Genomic DNA, 20,868 nt, shown 5'->3' on the forward strand with positions numbered 1-20,868 from the left:
TAATCAACAAAAAGCGACATCTTTATAGATGCCGCTTTATTGTTTTTATTATTGATTTTTTAATTTTTCTAATTCAACAAGGAATTTGTCATTCATAACTTTAATATATGTCCCTTTCATACCAAGTGAACGGGATTCAATTACACCAGCGCTCTCTAATTTACGTAATGCATTTACGATTACTGAACGTGTTATACCGACACGGTCAGCAATTTTAGAAGCAACCAGCAAACCTTCGTGGCCGTTTAATTCTTCGAAAATGTGTTCAATCGCTTCAAGTTCACTGTATGATAATGAACTGATTGCCATTTGAACAACTGCTTTGCTTCTTGCTTCGCCTTCAATTTCTTCCGCTTTTTCACGAAGGATTTCCATACCAACTACTGTAGCACCGTATTCAGCCAAGATTAAGTGCTCATCACGGAATTCTTCTTCCAAACGAGCTAAAATTAATGTTCCTAAACGCTCTCCACCACCGATGATTGGTACGATTGTTGTTAATCCGTTGATAAATAACTCTTTGTTTTCAACAGGGAATGCTGTATATTCGCTGTCGATGCCAAGGTTTGAAGATGTTTCCTGCAGATTAAACAAAGAATTTGTGTAATTTTCAGGGAACTGGCGATCTTCGAACATTTTCTTCATGCGCTCATTTTCGATTTGTTGATTAATACCAATTCCAAGTAATTTTCCTCGTCTGCTTACTACGTAAACATTTGAATCGATTACTTCGCTTAATGTTTCAGCCATTTCTTTAAAGTTTACCGGCTTGCCAGCTGCATTTTGAAGCATAGCATTAATTTTTCTTGTTTTTTCAAGTAAGTTCATTGATAAAGTTCCTCCTAAGTAGATGCTACCATTATTGGTATATGTCAAGTGGTTGTCTTTTCACTAGATAATAACGGTACGTTGTTACGTTTAATTATAGTATTAGAACATATTTGTCATTGAATTCAAAGAATATAATGACTTAAGTCTTTATTTTTCGAAATGCTTCCCAATTTTTCTTCAACATATTGAGGTGTGATGATAATTTTCTCCATCGTAATATCTGGTGCTTCAAATGACAGATCTTCTAAAAGTTTTTCTAAGATTGTATGCAATCGACGCGCTCCGATGTTATCGGTATTTTGGTTCACTTCATAGGCAACCTCAGCTATCTTACGTATAGCATTGTCTGAAAATTCTATTTGTATACCTTCAGTTTCTAATAAAGCAATATATTGTTTTGTCAAAGCGTGATCCGGTTCATGCAAAATACGCTGAAAATCTTCGACAGACAGTTTTTGCAGCTCTACACGAATCGGGAAACGTCCTTGCAGCTCCGGTATTAAATCAGAAGGTTTAGATATATGGAATGCCCCGGCTGCAATGAATAAAATGTGATCAGTTTTTACTGCACCATATTTCGTTACGACTGTTGACCCCTCAACTACCGGCAAGATATCTCGCTGTACTCCCTCTCTCGAAACGTCTGCAGAAGAACTGCCGGATGACTTGCTGGCAATTTTGTCGATTTCATCAATGAATATAATGCCCATTTGTTCCGTGCGAACAACGGCTTCTTGAGCAACTTCATCCATATCGATTAATTTAGAAGCTTCATCATTCGTCAAGACAATACGTGCTTCAGAAACTTTCATTTTACGTTTCTTTTTCTTTTTAGGCATTAAATTACTTAACGCATCTTGCATGTTCAGTCCCATTTGCTCCATGCCTGAACCTTGAAGCATATCGAACATAGATGGAGGCTGCTCCTCAATCTCAACTGTTACAAGCTCGCTTTCCAGTTCGCCTGCTGCAAGTTTTGCTCGGATCGATGCTTTTTTATTCAAGATTGTCTCTTCTTCAGCTGTCGGTTTCGCATCATCTTCTTCAACATTGTTCCCACCGCCGAAAAACATCTCGAATGGATTTTTCATTTGTTGGGATTTTTTGATAGACGGGACAAGAAGATCGACAAGACGCTTATTCGCATTCGCTTCCGCTACTTCTTTCACACTTTGGATTCTTTCTTCTTTCACAAGCCTAAAAGCCGTTTCCGCTAAATCTCTAACCATAGATTCTACGTCACGACCGACATATCCAACCTCTGTAAATTTCGTTGCTTCCACTTTCACAAACGGCGCATTGACTAATTTTGCAATGCGACGGGCAATTTCTGTTTTTCCGACACCCGTTGGGCCAATCATTAAAATGTTTTTCGGTACAACTTCATCTCTCAAATGATCTTTCAGCAAACTTCTTCTATACCGATTGCGAAGCGCAATGGCAACCGCTCTTTTTGCTTCTTTTTGGCCGACAATATATTGATCAAGCTTCTCGACAATTTGTCTCGGAGTTAATTGGACATGTTTTGATTTCATTATTCATATCTCCTTTATAATTCTTCAATTATAATATTAGAGTTTGTGTATACGCATATCTCGCCAGCAATTGTAAGCGCTGCTTCCGCAATCTCACGAGCCGATAACGTATCTCCTGAATATCGTTTCAGCGCTCTTCCCGCACTTAATGCATAACTTCCTCCAGAGCCGATTGCCAATATATCATCGTCCGGCTCGATAACCTCGCCTGTTCCAGATATGAGCAAAATATTGTCTTTATCCATTACAATCAGCATCGCTTCAAGCTGTCTCAATACTTTGTCACTTCTCCATTTTTTCGCCAGTTCTACTGATGCTCTTTGGAGATTGCCATTGTATTCCTCCAGTTTTCCCTCAAACATATCATATAAAGTAAAAGCATCTGCTACTGACCCCGCAAAGCCTGCTATTACGTTTCCATGAAATAATCTTCTAACCTTTTTTGCGCTATGTTTCATCACAATTGAATTACCAAAAGTTACTTGCCCATCACCTGACATCGCACATTTTCCGTTATGTCTTACGGCAAATATCGTTGTTGCATGAAAGTTTCCCATAATGCTTCTTCCTTTCGTATAGGGCTCTATGCCCGTGGATGTGAAGATTGATAAACCTTACGAAGCTGCTCCTTCGTAACATGTGTGTATATTTGCGTCGATGATATGTTAGAATGTCCTAATAATTCTTGGACGGAACGCAAATCAGCACCGTTATTCAACAAATGCGTCGCAAAACTGTGACGAAGCATGTGGGGGTGCAAATGACCGTCCTTACAAGCATCATTAATTAAATTTCCTAATATATATCTTATCCCTCTGTCGGTAAGAGGTTCCCCACGATAATTCACAAATACATAATCATGCTTTTGGTTCTTAATTAAATTACTTCTCGCATTACTAATATAAGTATGCAAAGCAGCTTTGGCATATTTCCCAAAAGGCACATATCGATCTTTTTTTCCTTTGCCGTGAACTAAAATGGTTTCCAATGAAAAATCAATATCCTTCATTTGCAGCCCACTGCATTCACTTACCCGTATACCGGTAGCATATAACAATTCCAACAACGCGAGATCTCTTTTCCCAAGAGCATTCTCGGTATTAACAGACTTAAACAACACCGCCACTTCTTCTTCATAGAGAAACTGCGGAAGTTTTTGATCTTTCTTAGGCATTGAGACAAGCGCAAAAGGATTTTCACTTACCAGTTGCTCTCTCATCAACCATTTATAAAAGCTTCGCAAACTCGACGTCTTGCGAGCAATTGATTTTTTCGCCAGATTCTTGTTGTATAACTTCGTTAAGTAAAGCCGTGCATCAAAATACGTTACAGTATGTATGTCGTCTACCCTTTGCTCAATCATGAACATAAAAAATTCATCTATATCTTTATGGTAATATTCAATCGTATAATCCGAATAATTTTTCTCTAACTGTAAATATTGCAGGAAAGCATGCAAACATTCACTTTTGTTTTTCATTATTAACACCTCACAAGGGTCACTAAATGTTATCACAAATTAGAGACCCTTGCAATGTATATCATATACTTTTCACAAAGTTCTGAATTGTATTCAATGCTCTTTTAGCATGCTGTTCGTTACGTTCTTTCTTGCCGCGGATCTTCTCCGGTAATTCTGGGAATAACCCGAAGTTCGCATTCATCGGCTGGAAGTTTTTCGCATTCGTAGTAGTAATATACTTCGCCATGCTTCCAATCGCAGTTTCAGCAGGAAACTCAATCGGTTCCTCACCGCTCACCAGACGCGCAGCATTAATACCCGCAATTAATCCCGAAGCAGCACTTTCAACATATCCTTCAACGCCCGTCATTTGGCCGGCAAAGAAAATGGTTGGCTGTTCTTTCAGTTGGTAAGTTGCTTTTAATACTTTCGGAGAATTGATAAATGTGTTTCGATGCATAACACCGTATCGAACAATCTCTGCATTTTCCAGCCCCGGAATCAGTCGCAATACTTCTTTTTGCGCTCCCCATTTCAAATGTGTCTGGAAGCCAACGAGATTGTATAGCGTACCCGCTGCATCATCTTGGCGCAATTGAATAACAGCATATGGGCGTTTGCCTGTTTTAGGGTCTTCCAATCCTACCGGCTTTAATGGGCCAAATAGCATTGTTTTCTTGCCTCTTGATGCCATTACTTCAATCGGCATGCAGCCTTCAAAGAAAATTTCCTTTTCAAATTCCTTTAATGGCACTGTTTCAGCTGAAATTAATGCTTCATAAAAAGCATTGAACTCTTCTTCATTCATCGGACAATTGATATAGGCAGCTTCACCTTTATCGTATCTTGACTTCACATATACTTTGTTGAAGTCGATACTATCCTTCTCAATAATTGGAGCAGCAGCATCATAGAAATACAAATGATCTTCTCCAGTCAGCTCTTGCACTTTTTTTGAAAGCTCCGGGCTTGTCAGCGGACCGGACGCAATAATTGTGATGCCTTCCGGAAGCGATGTGACTTCTTCATTCACAATTGTCACATTTTCATGATTCTTTAAAGTTTCCGTAATCTTTCCTGCAAACTCATGGCGGTCTACAGCTAAAGCTCCTCCTGCTGGTACAGAGCATGCATCTGCAGCTTTCATTATAAGTGAGTCAAGCTGTCTCATTTCTTCCTTTAACACACCTACAGCATTCGTCAATGTATTCGCGCGCAATGAATTGCTGCAAACTAATTCAGCGAATTGGCTTGTATGATGAGCAGGCGTCATTTTGACAGGTCTCATTTCGTACAGATTTACTTTTATCCCTCTATTTGCTAACTGCCATGCCGCTTCACTGCCGGCAAGTCCAGCTCCAATTACATTTACTGTTAAGTTCGTCATTGTTTTACCTCCGAATGAAGAATAATACGTTAGTTATAGCATCATCATCTCAATAGTTATTTATGTTTTGGTAACATACCTTAACAAGAAGCCATTATAACGTTAATATTCAGGTTTTGTCCATATACATTTCACAAACATTTTAAATTTTTATTTCCAATTTAACAATTTCCTTCATTTAAATAATACTGTTAATTATGATAGGTTATTTTCACAAAACAAAAGTAGGTGAGAGATCACCTACTTTTGTTGACTTTCTTTATAATCACATTGTACACATTGAACTTGAATGCCCTTCTTAAGCTTCTTCTCAACAAGAAGCCCTTCGCATTTCGGACATTTTCTGGCAATCGGCTTATCCCATGAAATGAAGTCACATTCCGGATATAAGTTACAGCCATAAAAAATACGTTTCTTTTTGCTCTTTCTTTCGATAATCTCGCCTTTGTCGCATTTTGGACATGGAACACCGGTGCCTTTTACAATCGCCTTCGTATTTCGGCAGTCAGGAAAATTGCTGCAAGCCATAAATTTTCCGTATCGACCCATTTTATAGACCATTGGACTTCCGCAAAGCTCGCAATCCTCGCCTGCTGGCTCGTCCTTAATTTCAATCTTTTCCATTTCGGCTTCCGCTTTTTTCAAATCGACTTCAAAGTTTTTATAAAACTCATCAATCACACGGCGCCATTTGACTGTACCGGCTTCAATATTATCAAATTCTTCTTCCATCTTAGCTGTGAACTCCACATTGACGACGTCCGGGAAAAATTCAAACATCGACTCATCAACAATCTCTCCAAGCTCAGTTGGAACAAATCGCTTGTTATCTAGCGTTACATAGCCGCGTTTTTGGATTGTATCCAATGTAGGAGCGTATGTAGAAGGTCTTCCTATACCGAGCTCTTCCAATGTCTTGACAAGTCGTGCTTCCGTATATCGCGGAGGAGGCTGGGTAAAATGCTGTTTCGGTTCGATATCTTTTGAGAAAACAACATCTCCTTCGGCTAAATCCGGAAGAATATTATCTTTCTCTTCAACATTATCATCAGTACCCTCAACGTATACTTTCATAAATCCGGGGAACTTCACTTTCGAACCGTTCGCTCTGAATATGATGCCGTTATTTTGCAAATCCACACTCATTGTGTCCAAAATCGCTGGTGCCATTTGGCTCGCAACAAAACGCTCCCAAATCAGTTTGTACAGACGATATTGATCACGCGATAAAAATTCTTTCACTGATAAAGGGTCTTTAAAAGTGCTTGTCGGACGAATTGCTTCGTGAGCGTCTTGCGTTTTAGCATTTTTCTTTTCTTTTCGTTTTTCTGTCAGTAAATACTCTTTTCCGTAATTCTGTTCGATATATTGAGAGCATTCAACTGAAGCAACATCCGAAATTCTTGTTGAATCGGTTCTCATATAAGTGATTAAACCGACTGTCCCTTCCTTGCCTAGATCAATACCTTCATAAAGCTGTTGGGCAAGCATCATCGTTTTCTTCGCACGGAAATTTAGCTTTCGTGCTGCTTCCTGCTGTAGCGATGATGTAATGAAAGGCAATGCGGCATTCCGTTTTCTTTCTTTCTTCGATACATTGCTGACTGTAAACTCATTGCCCGTAATTTGTTTGACGACTTGTTCAACTTCTTCAGCCGAATGTAAGTCTGTCTTCTTGCCGTCTACGCTGAAGAAAGAGCCTTCGAACACATCATTCCCTTTCAGGAAACCTGCTCCGATTGTCCAATATTCTTCAGGTATGAACTTCTGAATTTCTTTTTCTCTTTCAATTATCAGGCGAACCGCTACCGATTGTACACGGCCGGCGCTTAACCCTTTTTTTACTTTTTTCCAAAGAATCGGACTGATATTGTAACCTACAAGTCGATCCAATATTCGACGTGCTTGCTGGGCATCAACAAGATTTTTATTGACCGGTCGCGGATGCTTGAATGATTCTTTAATGGCATCCTTTGTAATCTCATTAAACACAACCCGGCAATCCGAGTTAACATCTAAATCTAGCGAATTGGCTAAATGCCATGCAATAGCTTCCCCTTCTCTGTCGGGGTCAGCCGCGAGATATATTTTCTTTGCTTTTTTAGCAGCTGATTTTAAATCCTTCAAAACAGGGCCCTTACCGCGTATCGTAATATATTTCGGTTCGAAGTCATGTTCTATATCAACGCCCATTTGGCTTTTTGGCAGATCACGAACGTGTCCCATTGAAGCTTTTACTTTATATTTTTTCCCAAGGTATTTTTCTATCGTTTTCGCCTTGGCTGGTGATTCCACAATGACAAGGTATTCTGACATGCAAAATCCTCCTTAAGAGGTTATTATAAATCTTCATTATTATTAATAGAAATAATCATTTTGTCAATATTAACATTTTTTTCTAACTTAAACACACTTTTCGAGAATATTTAGTTTTTTAAACATAAAAAACTATTATGATTGTATTTTCTGTTAAAGCGATTTCATAAATAAATGCGCTTGATGCTCAATTTATAATATATTCAAATATATTTCAACCTATTTTGAAGATTTTTCTTGTAATTTTCTTATAAATTTCACTTATAAAGGTTTTTTTTAGCAAAAATAATCCCCGCTTAACAGAGAAGCGGGTGAGATATCAGCTGTTTTGAATAGAAAATCGCATTTCCGATAATATATCTTCATGATGCATTACGGGCTTAGCTCCTTCCTGAATTAAAAAGTTTGTCCCTACTGATGTATTGTCTGTTATTTTGCCTGGCACAGCGAATACATTTTTCCCTTGTTCCAGTGCATGCTGAGCCGTTATTAACGAACCACTTTTCATCTTTGCCTCTACCACTAATACACCGTCGCTAAGACCGCTAATAAGACGGTTCCGCATCGGGAACATCCAACGTTCAGGCTTTGTAAAAGGGGTATATTCAGATATTACGAGTTGCTCTTTCATCATTTTTAGAGCTAATGATGTATTATCTTTTGGATAAATGTGAAATAAGCCTCCTCCTAAAACAGCAATAGTTGAACCGCCATGCCCGAGCGCAGAGCGATGAGCAAGTGTATCGATGCCTGCAGCAAGTCCGCTGATTATACAGCAGCCCCTCCTAATGAGCGGAGGCAACAGGCGATCAATTACTTCTTGACCATATACAGTCGCCTCTCTCATACCGACTACCGCCAATGCGTTCTCTTTTTGCAGCATGCTTAATCTCCCTTTAGCATAAATCACCCATGGCGGATTATAGATATGTCTTAGCCTGTCCGGATATAATTCATCAAAATACGTTAAAAACAATATATCATTTTCTTCGTACAACTCTATTTTTTGAATGATATTGATAGAATGAAGATCATCGTAAAAGAGGGAAAGTTGATTCGGTTTTAATTGCGGAAAAAGCGCTTGCCATTCATATCGCTTTTTTTTGAAGAGACTTTTAAGAAGGGGATCTTCCTTTAAAATCAAAAAAAACGTTTTCCAGCCTATGCCGCGGCAATGTTGCAATAATAAAAGACGCCGTCTGAATTCTTCCATTATTATGCCTCCATCTGTACAAAATAAATCAATACAAGAAAGCCTGAAAAAAACACAGGCTTTCTCAAAAATATTATCGATTAAGATGTTTTGCAAGTTTCGTATAAACCATGCTCTTTCAGCGCAGCAATCAATGTCTCGCCCATTACAGAAGGTGTCTCGGCAACATTAATTCCACATTCATTCATAATGCGAATTTTCTCGTCTGCCGTTCCTTTTCCTCCTGAAATGATTGCGCCGGCATGCCCCATGCGCTTGCCCGGTGGTGCAGTACGACCACCGATAAAGCCTACTACCGGCTTCTTCATATTGTGCTTGACCCATATAGCGGCTTCTTCTTCAGCAGTGCCACCAATCTCGCCAATCATAATGACAGCATGTGTCTCTGGATCTTCATTAAACGCTTTCAGGACATCAATGAAATCTGTTCCATTAACAGGATCTCCGCCGATCCCGACTGCTGTCGTTTGACCGATTCCTGCTTGCGTCAGCTGATGAACTGCTTCATAAGTCAGCGTTCCGGAACGGGAAACAACGCCAACGTGCCCTTTCGTATGAATATAGCCCGGCATTATGCCGATTTTACACTCATCTGCAGTAATGACACCCGGACAGTTAGGACCGATCAGACGTGTCTTCTTGCCTTCCATATAACGTTTTACTTTTACCATATCAAGCACCGGAATATGCTCAGTAATACAAATAGCCAAGTCCAATTGTGCATCGACCGCTTCCAAAATCGCATCAGCTGCAAACGGAGCCGGAACATAGATTACGGATGCTGTCGCGCCGGTTGCTTTTACCGCATCGCTTACTGTATTAAAAACAGGAACTCCTTCTACTTCAATACCGGCTTTACCAGGTGTAACGCCTGCGACAATTTTCGTGCCGTATTCAAGCATTTGCTTCGTATGAAAAAGAGCTGTTGAACCGGTAATTCCTTGAACGATTACTTTTGTATCTTTATTAATAAATACACTCATGGTTTCCCCTCCGCCTCTTAGCTTACTAATGAAACGATTTTTCGAGCTCCGTCCGCCATAGAATCTGCCGCTGTAACATTAATGCCGGAATTGTTCAATATTTGCTTGCCTAATTCGACATTTGTCCCTTCAAGACGCACAACGAGCGGTACATTTAAGCCGACCTGCATTGCTGCTTCGACAACACCTGTAGCGATTACATCGCATTTCATAATGCCCCCAAAAATATTGACAAATATTCCTTTTACATTTTGATCGGAAAGTATGATTTTGAAAGCTTCCGTCACCTTTTCCGCTGTAGCTCCGCCTCCAACATCCAGGAAATTAGCCGGATCTCCGCCATAATGCTTAATGATATCCATCGTTGCCATCGCAAGACCTGCACCATTAACCATACAGCCAATGTTGCCGTCCAAAGAAATATAGCTTAAATCATATTTAGAGGCTTCGATTTCTTTAGCATCCTCTTCATCTAAATCACGGTATGCAACTATATCTTTTTGTCGATATAATGCGTTTGAATCGAAATTAAGCTTGGCATCCAATGCCATTACTTTACCGTCGCCTGTAACGACAAGCGGGTTAATTTCAGCAATTGAACAATCCTTTTCAATAAATGCCGTATACAGACCCAGCATAAATTTAACTGCCTGCCCTACTAATTCTTTTGGGATATTAATATTAAATGCAATTCTTCTCGCTTGATAGCCTGTAAGACCAACAACCGGATCGATGATTTCTTTGAAGATTTTCTCTGGGGTCTCTGCCGCTACTTCTTCAATTTCTGTGCCACCTTCTTCGGAAGCCATTAAAACAACTCTTGAAGTAGCACGGTCCAGAACTAAACCAATGTAGTATTCTTTTTTAATGTCGCAACCTTCTTCAATAAGCAAGCGCTTAACTTCTTTTCCTTCAGGGCCGGTTTGATGTGTTACTAACGTCTTGCCTAAAATTTCACTCGCATATGTACGTACTTCATCAAGATTTTTAGCAACTTTTACACCGCCCGCTTTTCCTCGTCCGCCTGCATGGATTTGTGCTTTCACGACACAAACTTGAGTTCCTAGTTCTTTCGCTGCTTCTACTGCTTCTTCCACAGAAAATGCTACTTTGCCATTCGGCACAGCTACTCCATATTTTCTGAGGACTTCTTTACCTTGATACTCATGGATATTCATTTACATCCTCCTATCAATAGTCCAAATTAGGTAGTTTTCCATTCTCACAGCCGCTATCGAAATTATGCTTGATTATTTTATAGATTGCGATTTTATTGTATTAAACTTAAATTTACTTGTCTACCTTTTATGTTAAAATAATCCAAAACATAATCACTAAACACATCTTAATGCTTTTCCCCTTTCATTTGCAAATTTTCTGCTTTGTAAGTATTTTTTCTGTTTTATACGTTATTTTATTTGAATAACGATTATCCAAAACTGCTATAAAGATAACTGCAAAACAAAAGAGCCCAAATAAGCAATGGTCCCTAAAAGTCAAAGTGACAAAACTGACTTTTAAGACCGCAGCTTACTTGGAGCTCTTTTGCTCAATTTTCGCTTTTTTATCAAGCTGGTATATGAGGGCAAATATTTCTGCCACCGCTTCATATAATTCTTGCGGAATCGACTCATTTATGTTTAATTTTCCGAGGAGTTCTGTCAATGAGGCATCTTCCTGTATCGGAACATTGTTCTCCCGCGCTATTTCCAGAATGGATTTTGCTATTTTTCCCTTTCCTTTCCCTATGACTTTAGGCACATCTTCAGTACTTTTGTCATATTTTAATGCTATTGCTTCTAATCTTTTTTCGCTCATATTTTAATATCCAATCCAGCATAAGGCGCCTTATCCAATACTTCTGTTTTAGATTTAACCACCACATTTTTCCCGGAAGGCGGTATAAAACTGAAGCCTGAAACTTGATAACCTAAATGAGCCAAATTTTCTTTCGCTTGCTCTATTAAGGGTCCTGCAGCTGCCTTTAGCTCTTTATAATGTTCATTAATAACTGTCACTTTCAACACCCGATTTTGCACAACCATATCAATCACGGTTTCATCCAGATTACTCAGCTGTAAATAAAATAAAACTCGGCAAAAAGCAGGGTCGATCTGATCATTTTCATCTTTTCTCCCGCTCCACTGCATCACTGCTTCCGTATGAAACCCATGAAAAGACAACGGTATTTGCGAGACAAAATGCTGCATAGGGCCTGAAGATTGTGATAATATTTGCTGCGCTGTAATCTTATGAATAAGTTGATCTGCTTGTTCTCTGACAGCTTGCTGCTGCGTTTCATTGACTAGCTGGAGCAATAACGGCTTTAAAGTTATTAATTCCGTTTCCTTAATAGGCCTACCTTTATCGGCGCTTGCCAAGTAGTTTTCAAATCCAAATCCAAATTGCCGGATTAACTGTTTAATTTCATTGGCTATCACTGATGATTTAGGAACGGCTAAATCGTTAATCTCAGTTTGCATTAGTTGATGAAAAAACTGATTAGCATCGGCACTTAAACCATGAAGCGGTTTGCCCTCCGCCACTTGTCCAATCATCGCAGTCATATTCGATCTGATTTGCTCAAAACCTGCTGGCAGCTGCATTGATTGATGTAATATTTGCATAAACCGATTTAACTTTACCGGGCTGTTGCTGCTCTCGGCCCCGATAAAGGCAATGATGGCTCTTGCAAGCTGCTGATAGGCAGTTTGTAAGGCGTTCCCATTATCTGTTGATTTACCCGCTATATTGATGGCTGCGGCAGCTTTAGAAAATTGCATCGCCGCTTTTTGCAGCTGATTCCATAGTGTCGTCTCTCCACCCATTAGTGATGATGGCCGCATCTGTATGCCTAATTGTTCAGCATTGGGGACAACACCACTTGTTTGAAACTGATTAAGAAATGAAATCATTTTACTTACATTTTGATTTCCATTTAAGAATGAACTTTCGCCAATCTGCTTCATTGCCTGCTGTAAAAAAACACTTTCATTTTTCGGAAAAAAACCAATTGCTTTTAGAATAGAGCTTGCCTGCTGCTTCTGATTGCCGCCTGGATTCAACCAATAGGTTAAGAGCTTCTGAAGTCCTCTCTCCGCCAATTTTTCCGTATCTGTCATCAAAAATTGAGTTAACAAAGCCTTAACAGATGCTTCTGTTTCATTTTTGGGAGCAAACAGCAAACTATTCAAGCCGATAAATAACTTTTGCAAAGGTATCCCATCATCAAAAGAAGCCAATGAGCGAAATACTTGTTCGCTAAACGGCAATGAAAAATCGTGCATCACTTTTAAAAATGGCATATTTTTCATTTGATTACCACTGCCTCCTAACCATTGCAGAGATTGAATAAATTGCTCCTTCGTAAACGGCAATTGGTTTTTCACCATGAAAAGCGCAAGCGATAAAGATTCCCTCGTTTGCGGAAGCGAAAAATGCTGCAGCAGTTGTAGAGAGAGATCTTTCAGGCTTTGATTATTTCCGTTGCCGGGCATTACTTTAAGCATTGTTTGCTCCCCTGTCGCTTGTACCTGAAACCAGTATCGGCCTCCGGCAGCAATCGGTGCATCTAACTGGGCTGTTATCTTATGTTGTCCAATGCTGATTTCAGCCGTTTGATTAGTATGAATTTTAAGGACTTTTCCATACAGCATTTGACCATCCTTCAATTCTATTGAATTATGAGCTGAATGCTGAGGAATGATGCTTGATGCTATGCCCGAAGCCTGCATTTAGTTCACACCTTTCATTACTATATCAATATATTAATTAAATTATTTAAATGTTATTTTGCCAATTCCTTAACCGGCGCAAAACTCATTCGGTGCCATGGAGTGATTCCAAATTGATCTAAAGCTTCGAGATGCTCCTTTGTGCCATACCCCATATTGTTCTTAAAGCCATACTGAGGGTACTTTTCGTCATATTGCTTCATTAAACGGTCGCGCGTCACTTTGGCTATAACAGAAGCGGCGGCAATTGAGACACTATTTGCATCACCTTTAATTATCGATTGTTGCGGAATGTCAAGGGGCAGCCTCATCGCATCAATAAGCGCATACTCCGGCAGCACAGACAGTTGCTCCACTGCCTCCATCATCGCAACTTTTGTAGCTTCATATATATTTATTTTATCAATGATTTCATTTGAAACAATACCAATACCTACAGCGACAGCGCATTGCATAATTTGTTCATACATATCATCTTTCTGAATATCGCTCATCTTCTTTGAATCATCGAGACCAATTAACTTAACTTCTCTTGGTAAAATTACCGCAGCTGCAACAACCGGTCCGCAAAGCGGTCCCCTTCCCACTTCATCAATTCCTACAATTTGCGTATATCCTTGCTGAAGCAACTCGTTTTCATATTTGTTCATATGCATCCACTTTTGCTCAAGCTGTAGCTTTTTGGCATAAGACCTTTTCCAAGCCTTGACTGCTTGCTGCACGCCTTTACGCTCATCGTCAACACACAATTGCAGAAATGGATCTGTTTCGTCCAAGACTTCCTGTAATCTCTCTTTAATTTCTTTAATGCTTAGTTTTTTCTCCAATGCTGTCCGCCCACACTTTCTATTGTATTTATCGGCAAAAATGCAATTTTTTTAAGAGCAAAAAAAAAGCTCCAAATCGGAGCTTTACTCAGTTTCTTCCTCAGGAGGCAATTCAAATGTGAATCTGCCTAATTTGACAGCCCGAAGCTCTCTAACAATCAGTTCAGCTGTTTTATCGTAATCAATGCTTCCACCGCTGCCTAAAACACCGCGATATCGTCCGATATGATCAAATAACTCAACAAGATCTTCAGGAATCTCATCCAGTTTGAATCGTTCCTTTAGTGTATCCGGATATTCCGATTCCATAAAGCGCAACACGAATACAGCTAGGTCTTGCTGATTAAGAAGCGTATCTTTAATCGCTCCGGTAGCAGCCAATCTTTTGCCGATTTCCTGATCTTCGAACTTCGGCCAAAGTATCCCCGGTGTATCCAGCAGTTCTAATTCTTTTCCTACTTTAATCCATTGCTGAGACTTTGTCACACCGGGCATATTTCCGGTTTTAGCGATATTTTTCTTCGCCAAACGATTAATGAAAGTTGATTTACCGACATTCGGTATGCCGACAATCATCGCCCGGATTGCTCGCGGTTTAACGCCCTTTGCTTTCAGGCGGTCAAGCTTGTCTTTTAATATCACTTTCGATGTGCCTACAATTTGTTTTAAGCCCTCTCCGGCTTGAGAATTGATCGCCAGGGCATTAATCCCTTTAGAAGAGAAATATTCGAGCCATAGTGCTGTTTTTTGCGGATCAGCCATATCAGCTTTATTTAATAAAACAAGTCTTGGTTTATGCTGAATGATTTCATCAATCATCGGATTTCGAGATGATAAAGGCAATCTCGCATCAACCAATTCATATATAATATCTACAAGTTTCAGTTTTTCTGTAACTTCACGTCTCGCTTTGGCCATATGGCCCGGAAACCATTGAATCGTCACTGGTATCCACCTTTCTTATTTTACAATTCGCATATCGCTGATTGGCCAGTATACAATGCTTGTTTTTCCGACAACTTTATCCATCGATACAAATCCAATATGTCTGGAGTCCTTTGAATTACGGCGATTATCCCCCATTACGAATAAATAACCTTCCGGCACTGTTTCCTGTCCGTCCGGGATGTCAAGCAGCGTAAACGAATCAGTTAACGGACCGTCGAATACTTGCTCCTTATATTCATCCAAATACGGCTCATCAATTGGCTCACCATTGATGTAGAGGACGTCATCTATATATTCTACTGTATCACCAGGCAGACCGATTATACGCTTAATATAATCTTTTCCCTCGGGTGCATGAAAGACGACAATATCAAATCGTTCAGGGTCGCTAAACGTATAGGAAATTTTATTGACAATCATGCGATCTTGATCGTGTAATGTCGGCATCATCGAATAGCCGTCCACCACAATTGGGGCTATTAGAAAAAAGCGAATAATTACTGCTAACGCGACCGCGATCAGTAACGCCTTTATCCACTCCCACAGTTCGCTTTTCTTTTTTGTTGTCATCAAACTCACCAGCCCGTACTGTATATTTTTATTTCACTGCTGTCTATAGTATAGCAAACAAACAGTCTAAATGATTGTAATCCAACTTGCGCTATGTAAATGTTAATTCATTTTTTGAAAGTGTAAAAAAGAGCTTGTATTAACAAGCTCTTTTTCATGTGTTTCATTGTTTCCAATATAATCAGCTAAGCTGTTAGTTTCGGAAAAATTAGCGAATCTCTTTAATACGAGCTGCTTTACCGCGAAGACTACGTAGGTAGTAAAGTTTCGCGCGACGTACTTTACCGCGACGAACTACTTCTAGGTTTGCAATTTTTGGTGTGTGCACAGGGAATGTACGCTCAACACCTACGCCGTAAGATACTTTACGAACTGTGAATGTTTCGCTAATTCCACCACCACGACGCTTGATAACCACACCTTCAAAGATCTGGATACGCTCACGAGTTCCCTCTACTACCTTAACGTGTACACGTACAGTGTCACCAGGACGGAAAGATGGAAGATCTGTGCGTAATTGTTCTTTAGTGATTTCATGAATTAATTGTTGCATCGTTTTCAACTCCTCCCACAGACGCTCTTGCAAGTCATTTATATACATTGCAGCGGAACATCGTTATCAATGATTCATTGAGATAATCTCTTTTGAACCACAAAAAGTATCTTAACATAAATAACAGGGCAGTGCAATAGCTATTCTTCGGAAATAATTTCTTCCAACCACTTTTTTTCTTGCGGTGATAGCTCTATATGTTCAAGCATATCCGGTCTGCGCTGCCACGTTCTTCTCAGGCTCTCTTTCATGCGCCATTCTTCAATCAGCTTATGATTGCCGGACATTAATGTATCCGGTACTTTATAGCCTCTGAAATCGTATGGACGCGTATAATGAGGATGCTCAAGCAAGCCTGAAGAATGAGAGTCTTTGATAGGAGAATCTTCATTTCCAAGAACGCCGGGCAATAGTCGCACCACACTGTCAATAATAACCATCGCCCCAAGCTCTCCGCCGGTCAAGACATAATCACCAAGAGAAATCTCATCCGTTACGACATGCTCACGAATTCGTTCATCATAGCCTTCATAATGTCCGCAAACGAAGATTAAATGATCTTCTTTAGCCAACTCTTCGGCCTTGCGTTGCGTGTAACGTTCTCCTTGAGGGCATAAAAGAATCACACGCGGCTTCTTTTCCGTTTGTTCCTGCAAGTGCTCGACCGCGGAAAAAATCGGCTGCGCCTTCAAAACCATGCCGGCACCGCCACCATATGGATAATCATCGACTGTTCCATGCTTATTATCGGAAAACTCGCGGAAATTGACGACATTGTAAGTTGCCGCCTGTTTCTCTTCCGCTTTTTTTAAAATTGACGATCCGAATACACCTGTGAACATTTCAGGAAACAGTGTTAAAACATCAATTTTCATTACAGCAACCCTTCCATCGGTTCAATAATAATTGATTTCTCTTTAACATCGATTTCCTTAACAACATCCTCGATGTACGGGATTAAGATATCTTTCCCTTTTTTGGCCTGGATTACCCATACATCATTTGCGCCCGGCGTCAATATTTCACGAATTGTGCCTATTTCTTCTCCAGTAGTCGTAGAAACCTTGCAGCCGATGATTTCATGATAATAAAACTCACCTTCATCCAATTCGCTTAAATACGACTCAGGCACCTTTAAAACGCCCTCTTTGAATGGTTCTACCTGATTTACATTGTTATAGCCTTCAAACGTCAATAAATCAAAGTTTTTATGTTTGCGGTGTGATGTAATTTTTAACTCTATCGGTGCATTATTTGTTCCTTGAAACAAGAATAGTGAATTCCCGACTTGATAGCGTTCATCCGCGAAGTCAGTTCTAGATATAACACGAACTTCTCCTCTAATGCCATGAGTATTGACAATTTTACCTACATTAAACCATTTTTCCAAATGCGACACCTCTAACGTATTTCTGTAACTTTCCCATCTTTAACAACAATGGTTTTCACTTTGGTTAGTTCTTTCCAATCGTCTCCTACTTCAACGTCGACAATCGACTGAACTTCCCGTTCCTTTAGTTCACTGCCAATCGGCAATCTTTCTAATTGCTCTAATTTAAACGCAAGCAGCTTCAGCTTTTCCGCACGATTATTCAGTTCTCTTTCGAAATGCGATTGCAAACTGACAGGCTGTATCTTTTTCGTTTTAGCCAGCTTTTTCATTTCGAACTTCAGCTGCTCGATTTCCTTTTGCAATTGTGCAGACTGCTCGGCATATTGATTAATTAACTGGTTCTTGCTGTTTTCTGTTAAGACTTGATTAACATTTACTGTTTGAAGAATTCTCATTTTAAGCTCCTCCTAGCCCTATTGTATATCAATATGGCATATGTATCATGTATCATGTACGCGAAGCTCTATGATGTTTCCATTTTCTTTTTATGATACCAAAAAAGGAGGGGTATTAGCCCTCCTATTCGGAAATCTCTAGATAGATTTTTTTTTGCTGTGTAGATCCTGCTGCATATATTACAGTCCGAATCGCCTTAGCTACACGTCCTTGTTTGCCGATTACTTTCCCCATATCATCCTTATGGACTGATAAAGTGTAAGTAATCGATTGATCATCTTCCTTGGCTGCTATTTCGACAGCCTCGGGGTGATCGACAAGTGACGTTACAATCGTATGAATGAGTTGTCTCATCATTCAACCGATATTATTTGCTGTTTTTTGCATTGTGGAATTTTTCCATAATGCCTTGTGCAGAAAGTAGGTTACGAACTGTATCAGATGGTTTTGCACCGTCTTGTAACCATTTAAGAGCAAGCTCTTCGTTGATTTCAACTTTTGCTGGTTGAGCAACTGGGTTGTAAGTTCCTACTACTTCGATGTAACGTCCATCACGTGGTGAACGAGAATCAGCTACTACAATACGATAGAAAGGAGATTTTTTAGCTCCCATACGTTTTAAACGAATTTTTACTGCCATTTTATAAAGCACCTCTTCCGATTAGTTTCAACAAGATAATATATTATCAAAGTTATTTATAGTTTGTAAAGGATTTTTTCTTAACAGTGTAAAAAACCTTACATGAAAGGTAGTTTGAAGCCTTTTTTCTTGCCTTTTTGCATAGAAGTCATCTGCTTCATCATCTTTTTCATCTCATCAAATTGCTTCAAAAGACGGTTAACTTCTTGAATCGAAGTACCGCTTCCTTTCGCAATTCTTTTGCGTCGGCTAGCATTAATGATCTCTGGATGATCTTTTTCTGCCTTCGTCATAGATTGAATGATTGCTTCAACATGACCAATTTGCTTTTCGTCAATGGAAATGTTGTTCAAGCCTTTCATTTTGTTAGCACCAGGTAACATTTTTATAAGATCGTCTAATGGTCCCATATTACGAACTTGACCAAGCTGCTCTAAGAAATCATCAAACGTAAATGATTGTGTACGGAATTTCTTCTCAAGCTCTTTTGCTTTTTCGTGGTCTACGTTTGATTGCGCTTTTTCAATTAAAGTAAGCACATCGCCCATACCAAGGATACGTGAAGCCATACGCTCAGGGTGGAATACCTCAAGAGCATCGAGCTTCTCGCCCATACCGACAAATTTAATCGGCGTGTTTGTCACAGCGCGGATTGAAAGAGCGGCACCGCCACGTGTATCACCATCCAGCTTCGTTAGGACAACACCGGTAAGTCCAAGCTGATTATTGAAGCTTTCCGCAACATCAACGGCACTTTGTCCCGTCATGCTGTCTACAACCAGGAATATTTCATCCGGTTTAGCAACTTCCTTAACATCTTCCAATTCCGTCATTAGCGCTTCATCAATATGCAGACGGCCGGCTGTATCAATCAGAACATAATCATAGTGCTCTTCCTTCGCTTTTGCAATAGCTTGCTTAGCGATTTCAACAGGACTCACTTGATCACCTAAAGAGAATACTGGCATGTCCAGTTGTTTCCCTAAAGTTTCTAACTGTTTAATCGCCGCCGGTCGGTAAATATCAGCAGCAACTAGTAACGGCTTACGGTTATATTTCTTTCGCAGCAGATTTGCAAGCTTCCCAGTGGTGGTCGTTTTACCGGCACCTTGAAGACCTACCATCAGAATGACTGTCGGCGGACGGTTTGCAACAGCAATTTTGCTTTGCTCTCCACCCATTAACGCTGTCAATTCTTCTTGTACGACTTTGATTACCTGCTGACCAGGGGTTAAGCTTTTAAGCACTTCTTGACCTACTGCGCGCTCGCTTACGCGTTTCACAAAATCCTTAACAACCTTAAAGTTAACATCCGCTTCTAAAAGAGCGAGACGCACTTCGCGCATCATTTCTTTTACATCGGATTCATTTACTTTTCCTTTGCCACGAATCTTTTGTATCGTGCCTTGCAGTCGGTCGGCTAATCCTTCAAATGCCATCGTTGCCGCCTCCTAATCTAATCTCTCGAGCTCCGCTACGATCTCTTGGCCAGAAGATGAAAGTTCTTCCTCCTTCAGCCTTTGAATAAGCGCGCTTCGCTGTTGAAACTTTTCAAATAATAGAAGCTTTGTTTCATATTCCTCTAACATCGCTTCTGTTCTTTTAATGTTATCATATACCGCTTGCCTGCTTACATCATATTCCTCGGCAATTTCACCAAGGGAGAAATCATCTAAATAATAGAGCGCCATGTAGCTTTGCTGTTTTTTTGTTAACAACGATTGATAAAAATCATACAGATAATTCATTCGCGTTGTTTTTTCAAGCGTCATGTTGCCTTCCCCCTTATGTTAAGTAAAACACCTTTACATTTCATAGTTTACAAGCATAAACTATGGATGTCAAGGTGATTTCCTTTAAATGCACTATTTTTGGAGAAGTTTTTTCATAAGAAAACCGTTACCGGTCCTTTTTCAACATGATTAAACTACTTAGATCGCCTCATTGAAAAAGGAGCCTTGCGGGAATAGAAAAGCGGAAGCGGCCCGTTCAGCCCCGACCTGCATAAGACGAATCACGTAGGAAATTGTAAAATTTCTGAAGTGATTTGGCTTATGACCTCGAGGGGCTGGCCGCTGCA

Annotated in this window: 22 protein-coding genes; all 22 read right to left on the reverse strand. The window is 39.9% G+C overall.

The features are described 5' to 3' along the window. Positions 1-48: 48 nt before the first annotated feature. Positions 49-828: a GTP-sensing pleiotropic transcriptional regulator CodY gene (gene codY, locus IEO70_RS13970; protein ID WP_190998982.1), complete on the reverse strand. Its 780-nt coding sequence runs from the start codon at positions 826-828 to the stop codon at positions 49-51. A gap of 125 nt (positions 829-953) precedes the next feature. Continuing rightward, positions 954-2,366, reverse strand: a complete 1,413-nt coding sequence (gene hslU, locus IEO70_RS13975) for an HslU--HslV peptidase ATPase subunit (RefSeq protein WP_190998983.1) — start codon at positions 2,364-2,366, stop codon at positions 954-956. A gap of 14 nt (positions 2,367-2,380) precedes the next feature. Then, positions 2,381-2,923, reverse strand: a complete 543-nt coding sequence (gene hslV / locus IEO70_RS13980) for an ATP-dependent protease subunit HslV (RefSeq protein ID WP_190998984.1) — start codon at positions 2,921-2,923, stop codon at positions 2,381-2,383. Positions 2,924-2,949: 26 nt separating this feature from the next. Continuing rightward, a complete protein-coding gene (xerC, locus tag IEO70_RS13985) occupies positions 2,950-3,846 on the reverse strand; it encodes a tyrosine recombinase XerC (protein WP_190998985.1) in 897 nt (298 codons plus the stop codon). Positions 3,847-3,907: 61 nt separating this feature from the next. Beyond that, complete coding sequence (trmFO, locus tag IEO70_RS13990; protein WP_190998986.1) at positions 3,908-5,215, reverse strand: FADH(2)-oxidizing methylenetetrahydrofolate--tRNA-(uracil(54)-C(5))-methyltransferase TrmFO; 1,308 nt, start codon at positions 5,213-5,215, stop codon at positions 3,908-3,910. Between the two features lie 240 nt (positions 5,216-5,455). Then, the gene (gene topA / locus IEO70_RS13995; RefSeq protein ID WP_190998987.1) at positions 5,456-7,531 is read right to left on the reverse strand and encodes a type I DNA topoisomerase; all 2,076 of its coding nucleotides are present in this window, start codon (positions 7,529-7,531) and stop codon (positions 5,456-5,458) included. Between the two features lie 319 nt (positions 7,532-7,850). Then, positions 7,851-8,744, reverse strand: a complete 894-nt coding sequence (dprA, locus tag IEO70_RS14000) for a DNA-processing protein DprA (RefSeq protein ID WP_190998988.1) — start codon at positions 8,742-8,744, stop codon at positions 7,851-7,853. 80 nt (positions 8,745-8,824) lie between these two features. Next, entirely contained in the window at positions 8,825-9,727 is a 903-nt protein-coding gene (sucD, locus tag IEO70_RS14005) for a succinate--CoA ligase subunit alpha (RefSeq protein ID WP_190998989.1), read from the reverse strand. Positions 9,728-9,744: 17 nt separating this feature from the next. Next, positions 9,745-10,905, reverse strand: a complete 1,161-nt coding sequence (sucC, locus tag IEO70_RS14010) for an ADP-forming succinate--CoA ligase subunit beta (RefSeq protein ID WP_190998990.1) — start codon at positions 10,903-10,905, stop codon at positions 9,745-9,747. 352 nt (positions 10,906-11,257) lie between these two features. Then, positions 11,258-11,545 (reverse strand): EscU/YscU/HrcU family type III secretion system export apparatus switch protein, encoded by a 288-nt coding sequence (locus tag IEO70_RS14015; protein WP_190998991.1) that lies wholly within the window; start codon positions 11,543-11,545, stop codon positions 11,258-11,260. Next, complete coding sequence (locus IEO70_RS14020; RefSeq protein WP_190998992.1) at positions 11,542-13,461, reverse strand: hypothetical protein; 1,920 nt, start codon at positions 13,459-13,461, stop codon at positions 11,542-11,544. Before IEO70_RS14020 ends, IEO70_RS14015 begins: the two co-directional genes overlap by 4 nt. A 53-nt stretch (positions 13,462-13,514) precedes the next feature. Continuing rightward, the gene (locus IEO70_RS14025; protein WP_190998993.1) at positions 13,515-14,288 is read right to left on the reverse strand and encodes a ribonuclease HII; all 774 of its coding nucleotides are present in this window, start codon (positions 14,286-14,288) and stop codon (positions 13,515-13,517) included. An 84-nt stretch (positions 14,289-14,372) separates the two neighbouring features. Next, the gene (gene ylqF / locus IEO70_RS14030; RefSeq protein WP_190998994.1) at positions 14,373-15,233 is read right to left on the reverse strand and encodes a ribosome biogenesis GTPase YlqF; all 861 of its coding nucleotides are present in this window, start codon (positions 15,231-15,233) and stop codon (positions 14,373-14,375) included. 15 nt (positions 15,234-15,248) lie between these two features. Continuing rightward, on the reverse strand, positions 15,249-15,806 hold the full coding sequence (lepB, locus tag IEO70_RS14035; RefSeq protein WP_190998995.1) for a signal peptidase I: 558 nt from the start codon (positions 15,804-15,806) through the stop codon (positions 15,249-15,251). A 208-nt stretch (positions 15,807-16,014) separates the two neighbouring features. Continuing rightward, the gene (gene rplS / locus IEO70_RS14040; RefSeq protein WP_190998996.1) at positions 16,015-16,359 is read right to left on the reverse strand and encodes a 50S ribosomal protein L19; all 345 of its coding nucleotides are present in this window, start codon (positions 16,357-16,359) and stop codon (positions 16,015-16,017) included. A gap of 140 nt (positions 16,360-16,499) precedes the next feature. Then, a complete protein-coding gene (gene trmD, locus IEO70_RS14045; RefSeq protein ID WP_190998997.1) occupies positions 16,500-17,234 on the reverse strand; it encodes a tRNA (guanosine(37)-N1)-methyltransferase TrmD in 735 nt (244 codons plus the stop codon). Further along, positions 17,234-17,749: a ribosome maturation factor RimM gene (rimM, locus tag IEO70_RS14050; RefSeq protein WP_190998998.1), complete on the reverse strand. Its 516-nt coding sequence runs from the start codon at positions 17,747-17,749 to the stop codon at positions 17,234-17,236. The genes trmD and rimM overlap by 1 nt, the downstream gene beginning before the upstream one ends. An 11-nt stretch (positions 17,750-17,760) precedes the next feature. After that, positions 17,761-18,147, reverse strand: a complete 387-nt coding sequence (locus tag IEO70_RS14055; RefSeq protein WP_190998999.1) for a YlqD family protein — start codon at positions 18,145-18,147, stop codon at positions 17,761-17,763. A 124-nt stretch (positions 18,148-18,271) separates the two neighbouring features. Further along, a complete protein-coding gene (locus IEO70_RS14060) occupies positions 18,272-18,502 on the reverse strand; it encodes a KH domain-containing protein (RefSeq protein WP_190999011.1) in 231 nt (76 codons plus the stop codon). A 13-nt stretch (positions 18,503-18,515) separates the two neighbouring features. Next, positions 18,516-18,788 (reverse strand): 30S ribosomal protein S16, encoded by a 273-nt coding sequence (gene rpsP / locus IEO70_RS14065; RefSeq protein WP_190999000.1) that lies wholly within the window; start codon positions 18,786-18,788, stop codon positions 18,516-18,518. Between the two features lie 98 nt (positions 18,789-18,886). Next, the gene (gene ffh / locus IEO70_RS14070; RefSeq protein WP_190999001.1) at positions 18,887-20,227 is read right to left on the reverse strand and encodes a signal recognition particle protein; all 1,341 of its coding nucleotides are present in this window, start codon (positions 20,225-20,227) and stop codon (positions 18,887-18,889) included. 12 nt (positions 20,228-20,239) lie between these two features. Then, positions 20,240-20,560, reverse strand: coding sequence for a putative DNA-binding protein (locus tag IEO70_RS14075; protein ID WP_190999002.1), 321 nt, complete (start codon positions 20,558-20,560; stop codon positions 20,240-20,242). Positions 20,561-20,868 lie beyond the last annotated feature (308 nt).

This window comes from Peribacillus faecalis, from assembly GCF_014712675.1.
GTDB classification, from domain to species: Bacteria; Bacillota; Bacilli; order Bacillales; family DSM-1321; genus Bacillus_AD; species Bacillus_AD faecalis.

Bases quoted from the DNA above. Each gene is read 5' to 3' on its own strand.
- hslV (WP_190998984.1), bottom strand. From the start codon at position 2,923: ATGGGAAACTTTCATGCAACAACGATATTTGCCGTAAGACATAACGGA.
- IEO70_RS14020 (WP_190998992.1), bottom strand. From the start codon at position 13,461: ATGCAGGCTTCGGGCATAGCATCAAGCATCATTCCTCAGCATTCAGCT.
- IEO70_RS14075 (WP_190999002.1), bottom strand. From the start codon at position 20,560: ATGACGCTTGAAAAAACAACGCGAATGAATTATCTGTATGATTTTTAT.
- IEO70_RS14060 (WP_190999011.1), bottom strand. From the start codon at position 18,502: ATGAGACAACTCATTCATACGATTGTAACGTCACTTGTCGATCACCCC.
- topA (WP_190998987.1), bottom strand. From the start codon at position 7,531: ATGTCAGAATACCTTGTCATTGTGGAATCACCAGCCAAGGCGAAAACG.
- IEO70_RS14055 (WP_190998999.1), bottom strand. From the start codon at position 18,147: ATGAGAATTCTTCAAACAGTAAATGTTAATCAAGTCTTAACAGAAAAC.
- sucC (WP_190998990.1), bottom strand. From the start codon at position 10,905: ATGAATATCCATGAGTATCAAGGTAAAGAAGTCCTCAGAAAATATGGA.
- rplS (WP_190998996.1), bottom strand. From the start codon at position 16,359: ATGCAACAATTAATTCATGAAATCACTAAAGAACAATTACGCACAGAT.
- ffh (WP_190999001.1), bottom strand. From the start codon at position 20,227: ATGGCATTTGAAGGATTAGCCGACCGACTGCAAGGCACGATACAAAAG.
- sucD (WP_190998989.1), bottom strand. From the start codon at position 9,727: ATGAGTGTATTTATTAATAAAGATACAAAAGTAATCGTTCAAGGAATT.
- rpsP (WP_190999000.1), bottom strand. From the start codon at position 18,788: ATGGCAGTAAAAATTCGTTTAAAACGTATGGGAGCTAAAAAATCTCCT.
- trmFO (WP_190998986.1), bottom strand. From the start codon at position 5,215: ATGACGAACTTAACAGTAAATGTAATTGGAGCTGGACTTGCCGGCAGT.
- dprA (WP_190998988.1), bottom strand. From the start codon at position 8,744: ATGGAAGAATTCAGACGGCGTCTTTTATTATTGCAACATTGCCGCGGC.
- xerC (WP_190998985.1), bottom strand. From the start codon at position 3,846: ATGAAAAACAAAAGTGAATGTTTGCATGCTTTCCTGCAATATTTACAG.
- codY (WP_190998982.1), bottom strand. From the start codon at position 828: ATGAACTTACTTGAAAAAACAAGAAAAATTAATGCTATGCTTCAAAAT.
- IEO70_RS14015 (WP_190998991.1), bottom strand. From the start codon at position 11,545: ATGAGCGAAAAAAGATTAGAAGCAATAGCATTAAAATATGACAAAAGT.
- lepB (WP_190998995.1), bottom strand. From the start codon at position 15,806: ATGACAACAAAAAAGAAAAGCGAACTGTGGGAGTGGATAAAGGCGTTA.
- trmD (WP_190998997.1), bottom strand. From the start codon at position 17,234: ATGAAAATTGATGTTTTAACACTGTTTCCTGAAATGTTCACAGGTGTA.
- hslU (WP_190998983.1), bottom strand. From the start codon at position 2,366: ATGAAATCAAAACATGTCCAATTAACTCCGAGACAAATTGTCGAGAAG.